Below are 13,597 nucleotides of genomic sequence, written 5' to 3' on the forward strand. Positions count from 1 at the left end.
GGCTGGCGACGTGAGCTTCGAGATGGTGCTGCCCGACGCAAGCGACGACTACATCCAGCGCACGCTCGCGGCCGGCAAGGTCTACGAGCGCGCGCTCCTCGAGGACATGGTGGCGCGCACCGACGATCGCGCGCTGATCCTCGACGTCGGAGCGAACATCGGCGGACACTCCTGCTATCTCGCCGCAACCGGCCGTGCAGTCGTCGCGTTCGAGCCCGACTTTCACCTCGCGAACGCGCTGCGCGAGTCGGCCTCGCTCAACGGGTTCGACGACCGCATCGACGTCCGTGCGGTTGCGATCGGCGCGTCATCCGGCGCCGGCCTGCTCATGACGCCCGATCCCTCCAACCTCGGCACCCAGCACATGGTGACCGAGACGAACGATGCGGTCGAGGACGGCGGTCAGCGCGTCGCCGTGCTGACGCTCGATCAGCAGGCCTACCCCGGACCTGTCTCCGCGATCAAGATCGATGTCGAGGGAATGGAACTGGAGGCGCTCCGCGGTGCAGAGCTGCTGCTCGCGCAAGATCGACCCATCATCTATATCGAGTTGCTCGACGCCGATCACTTCGAGGCTGCAGCCCTATGGCTCGATCAGCACGGGTACGCCTACGCAGCCACCTTCAACGTCTCCCCGACCCACCTCTTCGTGCCTCTGGTCGACCATGCAGATCGCCCCGACGTAGCCCCGATCCTCGCCATGGCAAGACGCCTGTACGCCGCTGAGGTCGGTGTTCAGTCGTCGCGCGAGCAGTTGCGGAAGGCGAACGCGAAGTATCGTGATGTGACCGCGCGCGCGGCGGAGCTCGAGCACTCGCTGAGCGAGGAGCGCATCAGGTCGGCCGCGCTCGTAGCGGCGCAAGAGAGACTCGAGCACGCGATCGTTCGCAGTGGACGGCGCTCGACGACTATCGACAGCGACCTTGCCGTCATTCGCGGCTGGATTCGGCGGGCCCAAGAGCGAGAGCGTGAGCTCGAGGCACAGCTGCTCGCGGCGCAACCCGCGATCGAGAAGCACGCGACGCTCGCCGAGCGTGCCAAGAAGCTCGAGAGCGTGGTAGCGGACGCGGCGGCTCGCGAGAGAAGTCTCCTGCTGAGCGCTAGGCAGCTCCGAGCCGCTGAGCGCGAATCCGCCGTGCGCGTCCGCCGCGAGCAGTCGATCCGCCGCGCTGTCGAGCGGCGGCTTACGGCCGAACAGACGCGCAGCGAGATCGCGGAGCGGAACGCGCGAGGAGCGGCGGCTGAGGCCGAGCGGCTCCGGTCTGAACTTGACCGCACGCTCGCGCAGCTGGCGGCCCTGCGCAGCAGCCGCGCGGTGCGAGTCGGCGCGGCACTGCGTCGGGCCGGCGCGTCGCCGCGCCGCGCCCTCGCGCTCCCCTCCGAGCTCGCCGCGGCCCTGCGCGGGCCGTCGAGCACGACCGGCCCCACCGGCCCCGCCGCCACGAACGAGGAGCTCGATTGACCACCGGCAGCATCGTCCCCGATCATCTGCAGCAACGACGCCTCCGCGTGCCGCCGGTCCGGAGCCGCGGACGCAGCGGCCGAGCTGGCGGTCTCACTATCGCGTGCATCCTGGATGACTTCTCTTATGGCAGCTTCGAGCCTGAGGCGGAGTTCATGCCCCTGACGATGCGAGACTGGGAGGTTGAGCTCAGCGCCACGCAGCCTGATCTGCTACTCGTCGAGTCGGCCTGGCGCGGTTTCCGCGCGACTTGGTGGAACGCTGTGCATCAGTGCGGACCCGAGATCCTCGCGATCCTGGAGTGGTGCAAGCAGCGAGGAATCCCGACCGCGTTCTGGAACAAGGAGGACCCTGTCCACTTCGGGACATTCCTCAATCTCGCGAGCCGGTTCGACCTCGTCTTCACGACCGATGTCGACTGCGTGCCCCGCTACAAGGCCCGGCTCGGCCACGACCGCGTCCACTACCTGCCCTTCGCGGCCCAGCCAGCGCTCCACAATCCCGCTGAGCTGTTCGATCGCGTTGAGGGGTGTGCCTTCGCCGGCGCATACTACGTGAAGTACCCCGAGCGGAACCGGGCCTTCGACGACCTCGCGGCCCTGCTCGATACCCGCGGGCCATTCGACATCTTCGACCGCAACCTCGCAGGTGACAACCCCGACTACGCCTTCCCCGCGCGCTACCGCGACCGCATAGTCGGCAGCCTCGAGCCAGGCGACATCCACGTCGCATACAAGGGGTATACATCGAACCTCAACCTCAACTCGGTGCAGCACAGCCAATCGATGTTCGCCAGGCGCGTGTTCGAGCTCCTGGCGTCGAACACCGCGGTCGTGAGCAACTTCGCACGAGGGCTCCGACTGCTGTTCGGGGACCTTGTCATCACAGCCGGGTCCGCGAGCGAAGTCGACAGACGAATGCGGGCTCTCCAGTCCGAGCCCGACGGTCTCCGTCGGCTCCGTGAGCAGGGGCTACGCAAGGTCTTGCGGGATCATACGTACGCCGAGCGGCTCGAGTACATCGTCGAGAAGTGCGGCCTGCCGTTGGGGCCAGCCTCGTCGATAATGCCAGCGATCCTCGTCGACGTGGCGGACGCGGGGTCGATGCGCACGATCGCGGATTCGGCAGCCGCCCAGACGCTCACGCGCTGGTGCATGGTCGTCTGGGGCGACGGGGCGTCGGCGGCACCGGCGAGCGACCCGAGGATCCATCGCGCGCGCGACGCAGAGCACGCGCGGCTCGTCGCGGCGGGCTTGGGCGCAACCCATGCCGGTGGATGGTCGGCCGACGACTGGTACGGGCCGGATTACCTCCACGACCTGGTCACTGCCCTGCGATGGGCGGACGTGCGGGCGGTCGGACACGGCGAGCGCTGGGCGGCAGTGGAGGGCCGACCGGAACGACGGGACGCTGGCACTGCCTGGACGCTCCGCCACCGCATCGCTTTCCACCGTGGCCTGGTGGAGCTCGAGGGTCTTGCCTCGCTGCCTGCGGAGATGACCGGCTTTTCCGTGGGAACCCTCGAGTATTGCGAAGGGGGCGCTCTGGCACCGCCGGAAGCGGTGGAGCCCGCGACCTCGCTCTCGGTCGACCAAGGACTGTCGCTAGAAGCCCTGCGCGCCTTCGCGGACGGGCTCGACCCCGATTTGGAGGCGGCCGACGACGATGCAGGCGTCGACCTAGAACTGCTACTCGATGGACTGCACGACGCCGCGGGTGTGACGATCACGCGCGAGGAGGGTTCACCGATCGAAGTTTCCGCCGACATCCCGGTCGGCGAGCACCGCTACCTCTATTCGCGGTCGACGCAGCCGCCCGAAGTGCTGCCCGACGGCCCCGGACGCATTGGGCACTTCACGATCAGCCCCGGCCTCGACGTCATGCTTGTCTTCCTCTACCTTGACGCAGCGGGCGAGCGCATCGGAAATACCATCCTGCCCAACTCCCGGAACGTCGAGTTCGTCGTGCCGGATGGCACGCAGCGCGTGCGTATGGGCCTCCGCGTGGCTGGCGCGGGGAGCAGCCGGCTCGAGCACTTCTCCCGAGTCGCTCGGACGCCCGCGGCGCAGCCTGTGCTGCTACGGTCGGAAACGCTCGTCGTGACCAACATCTATCCGTCCTACGAGCGGCTCTACCGCAACGCATTCGTGGCCTCGCGTGTCGGTGCATATGCCGAGCGTGGCCTCGACGTGGAGGTAGCGCTGGTCGACGACGGCGTGGCGAGCCCGTCCTACCGTGAATTCAGGGACGTCGACGTTGTCTCCAGCTCCTCCCGCGTCCTCGGCAGCACGCTGCGCACTGGTCGAGTCGGACGCGCTCTCGTGCACTTCCTCGATCGACCGATCCTGGCCGCGCTGCAGGGCGCACGGGGGCTGCGCTCAGTGACGGTCTGGGTGCATGGCTTCGAGATCCAGCCCTGGTACCGCCGCGCCTTCCAGTTCTCGAGCGACGCCGAGATCGACGCCGCTACAGCGAGGTCCGAGGCGCGGACCGCCATGTGGAAAGAGCTCTTCGAGCGGCCTCCACAGGGTTGGCACTTCGTCTTCGTCTCGCGCTTCCTCGCCGAGCAGGCGTTCGAGGACGTCGGTGCCCGTCTGCCGGACGAGCACTTCTCCGTCGTTCACAACCCGATCGACATTGAGGTCTTCCGCGCCACGCAGAAGGCGCCGGAGGATCGCTTCCGGGTCCTCTCTATCCGGCCGTACTCCTCGAACGTCTACGCGAACGACCTCGCTGTCGCCGCGGTGCTCGAGCTTCGCCGGACCAGGGCGGACTTCGATCGGTTCCGATTCTCCTTCTTCGGGGACGGGCCGCTGTTCGAGGAAGTCACCGCGCCCATAGCCGACCTGGAGAACGTCGCGATCCACCGGCGCTTCCTCACCCGAGAGGAGATTGTCGAGCAGCATGCGCTGCATGGCGTCTTCCTGACCCCGAGCCGCATGGATACGCAAGGCGTGTCGCGAGGCGAGGCGATGGCGTCGGGACTCGTCCCGGTCGCGTCGGACGTCGCCGCTGTGCCGGAGTTCGTCGACGAGCGATCGGGCCTGCTCGTCCCGCCTGAGGATCCCGGAGCTCTAGCCTCGGCGCTGGGCGCGCTCGCCGACGACCCCGAGCGCTTCCTACGGCTCTCGCGGGGCGCGGTGGAGCGCGTCACCATGCAACTGCGCGCGGACGAGTTGCTCGCGAAGGAGATGGCGATCATCGCGCGGGAGTGAGGAGCCGACTGCGCGCGCTCACGCGGTCGGCGCGACGACCGCGTCCAGCAGCTGCATGTACTGCCCCGCGATCCGGTCATAGTCGGCGTGACCCTGGACCCATTCACGCCCTGTGCCATCGATCCTGAGCAGCGCCCGATCGGCCGCAAGCCGCGCCCACAGCCGCACGAGCGCCTCGACATCGCCCGGCGCGACGATGTGCCCCGCCGCGGCCTCGCGCAGGATATCGGCCGCCTCGCCCGCAACGATGCCCGTGATGTGCTTGCCTGCCGCCAGTAGCTCGTAAAGCTTCGAGGGCACCGTCCACGCGAACGGCTCCCAGTCTCGGAGCGACACGACGGTGGTGTGCGCCCACTGGTACTGTTCGATGACCTCGGAGCCGTCGATCTGGCCCAGGATCTCCGCCGGTTCGCCTAGCCGCTGATTCAGCCGCCGGAGGCGACCGACGTCGGCGCCCTGGCCGGCGATGCGCAGTTCGACGGCGACGCCGTCCGCCCGTAGCCGTGCCGCCGCGCGGATCAGCAAGTCGAGCCCCTGGCTCCTCCCGATGGTCCCGATGTAGAGAGCGCGCAGGGCGTCGCCGGGGGCGAGCTCGGCGGGACCGACGACGCGGTACCGCTGCAGATCGGTGCCGTTGCGCAGCACCCTTACCCTCGCGATGCCCCGGCGCTCAAGGATCGCGGCGAAGGTGGCGGTCGTGGTGACCACCGCGTCGGCGCGGCGCTGGAGGCGTGTGACGAAGCCGTGGACGGCGCGCTTGAGGAACGCGGTAGGACGGGTCGGCGAGACCAGGCCAGGAGTGTGTGCGACGAGGTCCGGCCATGCGTCGCGCATCTCCGCGACGAGGGGGACGCGGAAGCGATGCGCCAGTAGCCGGCCGGCGATCAGCGACTCGAGTGCAGGGGCAGTCGCGATGACTACGTCGGGGCGACGCCCGCCACGGATTGCCCGTGCCGCGTGCCGGTAGCTGTCCGCGGCAGTCGCCACGTGGTCGAGAGTCCGCGTGAGAAGGTCGCCGGAGTGCTGGAGATAGCCGACACGCCGCACAAGGCCGCCCGACCGTGTCCGCTGGACCGTGCCTGGCCTGAGCTCGCGATGCTCCGAGCGGATCCGGCCAGAAGGATAGTGCGGAGGGGGCGCGAGGACGTCCACGACGTGCCCGGCGTCGACGAAGCGCTCGATCAGCGCAGACCAGCGGCGCTGAGGAGCGCCGTTCTCGGGTTCGAAGTAGTGGGTCAGGAGGAGGATGCGCATGTGGCGTCTCGGTCGGCGCGGTGACTGCGCGCCCGTCGATCCCCTCCTCTTCTGCACGTGGCTCGTCCGGCCAACTGCGCCGTGCCCGCTGGTGGGCTCGCGTGGGCGCAGGGGTGTCCCACGGCGCCGATGCTATCTGCCCGTCCGCTCACGTACCCACGCCCTGCTCGGAGCCGTCTCCGCACCCAGCGTCCTGCTGAGCGCGTCCCATGCGCCATCTGCCGACGCGACCGTGGCGAGGATGCCGCGCAACTCCGAGGAGCCTGGAGGCACGTGCCCCTCGCCCCAATCGGCGAGGAGCAGCGCCGGGCCCGAGCCCCACCCAACTGCCTCGAACCACGGGATCATTTGGGTGGAGACGTGCGCGTCCCTCGCGTTCTGCAGGTAGATGACGCGGCAACGATCGACATCCGAGGCGTGCGTACGTCGCTGATCCGCGTGAGGGTGCGCCTCAAGCAGCAGGCGAGCCCCGTCCTGGGTTGTCGTGCCGTAGCAGTGGTGAGCCATTCGCTCCCAAGCGGCGGGCAGGTAGTCCAGCACCCTGGTCTGGGGATTGATCGGCAGAGCGACAGAACCGGGGAGTAGGCGGGCAATGCTGAGCGCCGCGAACCCGCCGCCCGACATACCGAATAGGGCGATGTGCCGAGCGCCGAGACGTGCCTGGATCTGCGTCAGACATCGGGCGAGGAAGGTCGGGAGGTCGAGCGACGCGGTGCCCAGGAACCAGGCGAGCCTGAGCTCGGGTGAGGTGAGCAGCCCGGGGTCCGAAACAAAGACGCGGTTCACGGGAAGGCCATCGGACACCGCGCGGCCAACGAAGACCGGCGGCCGGATTTCGTCGGTCCCGAGCGCAGCGTGGAAGCTCACAAGCGTAGTCTCGGCGCCGTTGTCCTCGACCATCAGGTCGATCGGCACACCACCGTGCTCGATTGTGAAACGTCCGCTGAGGTCCGGGACGTCGCGCAGCGCCGCCGGCGATGCAAGCGACGTGAAACGACCCCATTGCTTAGCATCTCGTCGCCCCTCCGCGAGTGGCCATGGTTCTCGCGCCACCTCATCCGCGAACGCTCTGAGCCCCGCGGCCAAGTGCTCATACGCAGCCTCGGCGTAGTGGAAGGGACTCGTCCCCCACTGGTGCTGCTTCGAGCTGACGGCTAGTTCAGCAGGCAGTTCCAGGATGCGGAGCCCGGCCTCGGCGAGCAGCGAGAAGTATCGCTCGTATCGCTCATTCGCTTCCTTGGGCGGCATCATCCACCCCGGGATGGTGAGCGCGTCGCCGTCATCGTCGACCTCCGCCCAGGGCGTCCTGATAACGATTGTCCGGTGGAGGAGCTCCAGAGCGATCAGCGACCGCAGCAACCGCTTCGCCCCCTCCGCCCACAGGGCGAAGTGCTCATCCGTGCCGAACTCGATGTGCGTCGCCCCCCTCGACGCCTCACGTCCGCCGGACGACCAATACTCGGCGAGCTTCGTTGCGAAGCCGTCGCCGAAGTCGATGACGCCGCCGCGCTCGTCGACCAGGTCGACGATGACGATGTCGGTGTCAGCCGCGTAGCGCTCGAGCTGCACCACAGCGTTCCCCCGGAGGTCACCCGAGATCACTCGCTGCTGGAACGTCGAGGCGATCGGCAGTAGCCGCGATGCTCGCTCGCCCGCATCCGTGCCGGCGCTGATCCACGACTGCCGCGCGACGTAGTGGGCAATGTCGACCTGATCACGCATGTGCTCAATCGTGTCGCGCGTGACACAGCTGCCGTAGATGAACGCCCTGGTGCGGCGCTGGTCCGCTTCGGCGCTCATCGGGCACCGCCGCGGAGGACGACCGCCAACCGGTCGATCACCGACTCCATGCCGTAATCGCGTTCGATCCGCTCGGACGCTCGACGGCCGTCATCCTCGTCCCACGGCGCCAGGACCGCCGATGATGCTTCCGCGACGCTCGCGTGCAGCCACTCGTCGGGATAGAGCAGATCGGACCCACCCCATGCCAGGACCACCGGGTGCGCGCCCGATGCCGCGCCGTCCGCGACGGTGTAGTGGAAGCTCTCGAAGTCGCTCGTCGACAGGACCGTGCCGATGCCTCGATACCAATCGGCCATGTCATCGCCGTGGCCCTCGAAGACGACGGCCCCGGGGATCCGTTCCGCGATCGCATCGGCGCGCGCCAACTGCTCCTCGTAGTAGCGCAGCTCCTCGGGCCGCTGCTGCATCCACGGATATTCGTCCGGCATCCTGCCGCGCACGACTAGGGAGTAGGAGGAGTCTTCATCGAGCACGCCCTCCAGCACGTCCAGGGCGCGGTCGAGTCGTTTCATCTGCGGCACGATACCTACGAACCCAATGCGTCGGGCGGCGTCCTCGCGCTTCGGCAACCTGAGGACATCCGTGCGCACGAAGTTCGGGATCACCACCGACTGCTGCGGCATGACGCCGTGGCTCAGGATCGCGGAGCGCCGCACGACCTCGCTGACGAACACCATCTGGTCGACGCCCGCCGTCGCGGCCTGGGCGAGGTACGGTCGCCGGAGCTCCTGCATGTGCGTCCGGACGACGAGACGCTGCGAGGTGCGGCGGTGCTGCGCGAACCAGACGGCGTTCCCAAGGGCCCATTCGGCGAGCACAACGTCAGCTCTCTCGAGCGCGTCTCGCGAACGTGCCTCGTCATGACCGACGTGGGAGTCCCAGCGGTCCACATCGACGATGAACCCGCGAGCGCGGAGTGCGTCGAAGGCGGGCTCGATGAACTTCAGGTCATGGCCCGCGACCAGCAGACGAGCGGGCTGATGCACCTCCAGCGGCGTGTGAGTCTCGGTCGCCGGTGCGGCAGGGGGCACGGCGATGCGGACCAAGGCATCGTCGGAAGCGTCGCGCTCGCCCAGTACGACGTCGGCCCGCTCGATGGAGCCGGCAGAGGCAGTACCGCCTCCGACTGCGGCGAGGGCGCGCGTGCCGGGTATCCCGTCAGGAACTGCGAGGACGCGATCCCACGTGCCGAACTCGGCGGCCATCAGAAGGTCCTCGACCGCCGTCCTGCTGGACAGCTGCACCCCGATCGCGATCCACTCGGGGCGCGGATCTGCGGTGTCCCATGCCTCGAGGACCGCGACTCCGCGCGACTCGTAGCGTCTTCGGACGTCATCTCGATCGACACCGATCACTGCGGAAGGCAGCACCGACTGCGAGAGCACGGCAACGTGGTCTAGGCCGCGGACGTCGATGCCGTAGCCGGGGCGCGGTCGCCGCATCGCCGGGATGCCGGCTGCGCGAGCCATGATCACCAGGGCGTCATCCACCTGGTGCGCGCGCAGCACCGCGCGCATCTGACGCCACGCTTCGGCGCGCCGCTCGGCGGGCTCTTCGCTCCAGAGGTGCATGTACCCCTGCACCTCGTCTTGGCGCAGCCCCACGGGGAAAGCGTCGGGGAACAGCTCGGTGAGCGCGCGTGACGGTCCCGAGAGCACGATGCCGCCGCTCGCCGCGATCTCAACTACACGGCGCGAGAACATCGTCGGGGACCGCGGCACGCTGTTGACGTTGAGGTGCGCGATGTGCGAGCGGTAGGTCTCGATGACCTCGTCGTATGGCAGTCCGCCGAGCACCGCGTCCTCGAAGGCCTCGGGGAAGCGATAAGGGGAGTCCTCCAGCGTCGCCTGACGGTCGTAGATGGAGAGACCGACCTCCTTGGCGGCGAAGAGCAGCGGATCAAGCGCCTTCGTCCGCTCGGGATAACGGTCGCCGTAGTACGTACCCGCATATGCGACGGTGTCGCGGTCCGGGCAGGTCGCGATCGGGTTGTGAATTTTGGGCTGCGCGTAGAAGGGCATCCCCGAAACTGTGCGCAGCGTCTTCGGCGCCGACCGGCGGTAGTGCCGGATAAGGGCAGCGTCGACCGTGAAGATGTGGTCGCACAGCACCGCGGTGGGGAGGAAACGCGCCGTGTGGACGGGATCCTCCTTGTTCCAGAAGAGCGTCGGGATGCCGGCCGCCCGGCAGGCACCGAGCAGAGCGCGGATGTCCGCATGCTCCTCGGCGGAGTATTCGCCGATGGCTCGGTGCCAAGCGCCGCCATTGCCCGACCACGCGGACTCGATGAGCACGAGGTCGAGGCCATCGAGCTGCGCGCGCCAGCCGTCCCTTTCCAGCGGTTCGAGCTCGACCGCGCCTGCGATCGTCTTCGTAGTGAACTCGTCAGCAATGAGACCGACGCGCAACTCGGCGAGCGGACGCCCCGGAGCGGCCGGGGCTCGCCGAGCCTCCGCGTGCGCTGCGACCGCCGTTCGGCACACCCGCTCCCACCGGCGCTCCCGTGAGACCCACAGCCTGCCTCCTCGAGCCAGTTCGGCACGGCGCTCAGGATCCTCGAGCAGTGTTGCGAGTGAGTCCGCGAGCGCGCCGGCGGAGCCCGGCTTGCAGAGGAGCGCCCGCTCTTCGCCTGCTCCGGCGAGATCGCGGTGGGGCGGCAGGTCGCTGAGGACCACCGCCTTCCCGTTTGCGAATGCTTCGAGCGGCTTCAGCGGGGAGACGAGCCTTGTCACCGTCTCGTCGATCCTGGGGCACGCGACGATGTCGATGAGCGACAGAAGTCGCGGCATCTCCTCATGGGGTCGACGACCGAGGAACTTCACCATCGCACCGAGCCCGAGCTCGTCGCGCAGCTTCTTGAGGGCCGGCTCGTGACTGCCTCCGCCGGCCAACACCACCTGGAAGTCGAGTCCGCGATCGCGGAGGAGGCCTACCGCGCGCAGGAGCACGTCCAGCCCTTCGTACGGCACCATGCTGCCGGCGAACCCGATCCAAGGCTTCTCGGGGTCGAGGGCGAGGGACCGGGCGTACTCGTCGTCGCGCGGGAGCGGGAGCTGATCGTCGACGTCGACCGCGTTGGGCAGCACGTCAATCCGCGAACGCTCGACGCCTCGCTCGACGAGGTGCTCGACGACCTGCCGAGTAATCGCAAGCACGCGATCCGCTGAACGCAGCACGACGTCTTCCAGTTGAGTCTGCAACTGGAACCGCTCAGAGCGCTCCCAGCCCGGCCGCTCCGAGGCGACGCTCAGCTCCCAGATGCCGCGGACCTCGTAGACGAACGGCACGCCGAGCCGGCGGGCGGTCTGGAGCGCCGGCAGAGCGGTCAAGTAGTTCGAGGCCGCGTGGATGATCTCCGGCCGCTGTCGCCGTGCCTCGCGGAGGAAGGCATCCGCAGCCTCGTCGAGAGCCTCCTCAGTGGTCGCCTCATTCAGCGGCGCCCCGGGATGATGCACGTACTCGATACCATCGCGCTTGACGACGGTGCGCTTCTCCGGTCCGCGGTGCCCGCTGTCCCAAGGGAAGCCGGCCCTCGCCACGACTACGACGTCGGCGCCGTTCGCGCGAAGACCCCGCGCGACGCCGCCAGTGCGGATCGCATAGCCGTTCGTGCCGAACGCGGGTGTGGAGTGGACGCAGTAGAGCACGCGCCCGGGCTCCGCTCGATAGGCGATGCCCTCGGCCCTAGGGGGTACCGAGGGGCCGCGCTCCAACAGGGCCGCCGCGGAAGCGACCTGGGCTGCGAGGAGCCGAAGCTTCTCCGGCGCGCCCTCGAGGAGGTCAGCGTGAGTGGCTAGGAGCTGCGCCGGTCGCGAGATCTCGCCTTCGTGGAACCAAAGTGCGTTGAGCGCACGATGCAACGCGCCCGCCTCCGGAGCGTCATCGAGCGCGTGAAGCAGGTCGGTGAGGGACGGTGTCTGGCTTTCGTCTACGACTGCGTCGGCCGCGGGCGGCGGCGTCGGCGGAGCTTCCGGCGCGCGAGCCGCGTCGCGCGTCTGCTCCTCTTTTCCAGCGAGGGCGCGCCTCGCGAGGCGTGCGGGTGCCAGTATCCCCTTCCCGAGTCGCATCGCGCGCGAGCCCCTGACGCGAAGCAGATCCGCCCTCAGCTTCGCGGCCTGCTCGCGCGCAGCGCGGAGCTGGAGGTCCAGCTCGGCCGCGTGCGATTGGCTCCGCCGCAGCTCCGCTTCAACCGCAGCCGAACGGCGTCCACGCTTCTCTGCCTCCGCCAGGCGCTTCGCCAGCGCTTTCCGGTCCGTCTCCGCGCGTCGTGCTCGAGCTTGGAGGCCGAGGAGTTTCTTCGCTGTGCTGGCCGGGTCGCGCGTTAGCCGCAGTATCTGGCCTCGGCGGGCTAGGTCCTCGGGCCGGGACTCATCGGGGAAGTTCGACGTCATGGGGCGCTCTCGTCCGTCGGGGTGGCCGTGGGCAGGGATCGTTCGGGCTATCGCCACAGGCCCTTCGTGTCAACGACAATCTTCTCGGCGAGGATCTCGCGGTCGAGCGTCTTGAACTCGTGGTGGTCGACGAGCACGACCACGATGTCGGCGCGGGAAACCGCTTCGCGCACCTCGGCGAGCTCGACGTTCGGCCGGTCGGCCAGCGAAGCGGGCAGCTCCTCAACGTTGGGCTCAACGACGAGCAGCTTTGCGTGCTCGACCTCGGCGGAGAGCCGCTCCACGATCGCCTTCGACGGCGACTCGCGCAAGTCGTCGATGTCCGCCTTAAAGGCGATGCCGAGCGCTGCAATGACGGGCTCACGGAACTTCGCGGCCTTCGCCATCACCTTCTCGAGCACGAAGTCGGGCTTCGCGTCATTGACCTCGCGGGCGAGGCGCACAAGCTTCGCCTCCTCAGGCGCCGCAGCGACGATGAACCAAGGGTCGACAGCGATGCAGTGGCCGCCGACGCCTGGGCCCGGCTGCAGGATGTTAACCCGCGGGTGGTGATTGGCGAGTTCGATGAGCTTCCATACGTCGATGCCCAGGCGGTCGCTGATGACTGAGAGCTCATTCGCGAAGGCGATGTTGACGTCGCGGTAGGAATTCTCCACCAGCTTCGCCATCTCGGCGGTACGAGCGTCAGTGACGAGCAGCTGACCCTTGCAGAACGTTGCGTAGAGGTGCCGCGCCCTCTCCGCAGCCTCCTCAGTCACGCCCCCGATGATGCGATCGTTGTCGACGATCTCGATCATGATGCGACCGGGCAGCACTCGCTCGGGGCAGTGCGCGAAGTAGATGCTGTTGTGCTCGTTCGGCGCACCGGTCAGGTCGGGACGAGCCGCGAGGATGTACTCGCCCATGCGCTCCGTGAGGCCGGGAGGCGAGGTGGACTCCAAGATGATCAGTTCGCCGCCACGAAGTTGCGGTGCGATCGCCTCTGCCGCCGCCTGCACGTACTTCGGGTCGACGTCGTAGTCATCCGTAAACGGAGTGGGGACGGCGACGATGTAGGAGTTGGCGTGCGGCACCTCTGCCTGTGCTTTCAGACGGCCCTGCGCTACGACACCCGCTACCACCGACTCGAGGTCCGGCTCGATGAAGGGCACTCGACCAGCGTTGATCTCGTCGACGTGGCGGGGGTTCACGTCGACCCCGATCACCTCGTTGCCGTTCGCCGCGAGGATCGCGGCGGTCGGCAACCCGATGTATCCGAGCCCGACGACGCAGACGGTCTGAGTGGGTTCCATAGAGCTAGTCCTCGCGAGTATCGATCGTTAGCCCCGCCTTCGGCGAGCGCGCCGGTGTCGGCGTCGGCGCAACGCTCTACGCGCGCACCATCCCCAATGTAGTCACTTGACTGCACCAAGACGGCACTGCCGTCGACGCCGGTAGCCTTGACACTTCCCTGCGTCGACGACTGTCGATCC

At 68.3% G+C, this 13,597-nt stretch carries 6 protein-coding genes; 2 read left to right on the top strand and 4 right to left on the bottom strand.

The genetic code is table 11. The features are described 5' to 3' along the window. The first annotated feature begins 10 nt into the window (after nucleotides 1-10). Both J2X49_RS01565 and J2X49_RS01570 read left to right on the top strand, forming a co-directional pair. The gene (locus tag J2X49_RS01565) at nucleotides 11-1,462 is read left to right on the top strand and encodes an FkbM family methyltransferase (RefSeq protein WP_310121708.1); all 1,452 of its coding nucleotides are present in this window, start codon (nucleotides 11-13) and stop codon (nucleotides 1,460-1,462) included. After that, nucleotides 1,459-4,677, top strand: coding sequence for a glycosyltransferase (locus J2X49_RS01570; protein WP_310121710.1), 3,219 nt, complete (start codon nucleotides 1,459-1,461; stop codon nucleotides 4,675-4,677). Before J2X49_RS01565 ends, J2X49_RS01570 begins: the two co-directional genes overlap by 4 nt. Nucleotides 4,678-4,695: 18 nt before the next feature. On the opposite strand, the gene J2X49_RS01575 is transcribed toward J2X49_RS01570, so the two are convergent. The 4 genes from J2X49_RS01575 to wecC form a co-directional block, all read right to left on the bottom strand. Continuing rightward, nucleotides 4,696-5,931, bottom strand: a complete 1,236-nt coding sequence (locus J2X49_RS01575; RefSeq protein WP_310121712.1) for a glycosyltransferase family 4 protein — start codon at nucleotides 5,929-5,931, stop codon at nucleotides 4,696-4,698. A 132-nt stretch (nucleotides 5,932-6,063) separates the two neighbouring features. Next, nucleotides 6,064-7,731 carry a DUF6270 domain-containing protein gene (locus J2X49_RS01580; RefSeq protein ID WP_310121716.1) on the bottom strand — a complete coding sequence of 556 codons (1,668 nt, stop codon included), beginning with the start codon at nucleotides 7,729-7,731 and terminating at the stop codon, nucleotides 6,064-6,066. Then, nucleotides 7,728-12,125 (bottom strand): glycosyltransferase, encoded by a 4,398-nt coding sequence (locus tag J2X49_RS01585; RefSeq protein ID WP_310121717.1) that lies wholly within the window; start codon nucleotides 12,123-12,125, stop codon nucleotides 7,728-7,730. The genes J2X49_RS01580 and J2X49_RS01585 overlap by 4 nt, the downstream gene beginning before the upstream one ends. Nucleotides 12,126-12,172: 47 nt before the next feature. Next, entirely contained in the window at nucleotides 12,173-13,417 is a 1,245-nt protein-coding gene (gene wecC, locus J2X49_RS01590) for a UDP-N-acetyl-D-mannosamine dehydrogenase (RefSeq protein WP_310121719.1), read from the bottom strand. Nucleotides 13,418-13,597 lie beyond the last annotated feature (180 nt).

This window comes from Agrococcus sp. BE272 (assembly GCF_031457935.1).
Taxonomy (GTDB): Bacteria; Actinomycetota; Actinomycetes; order Actinomycetales; family Microbacteriaceae; genus Agrococcus; species Agrococcus sediminis.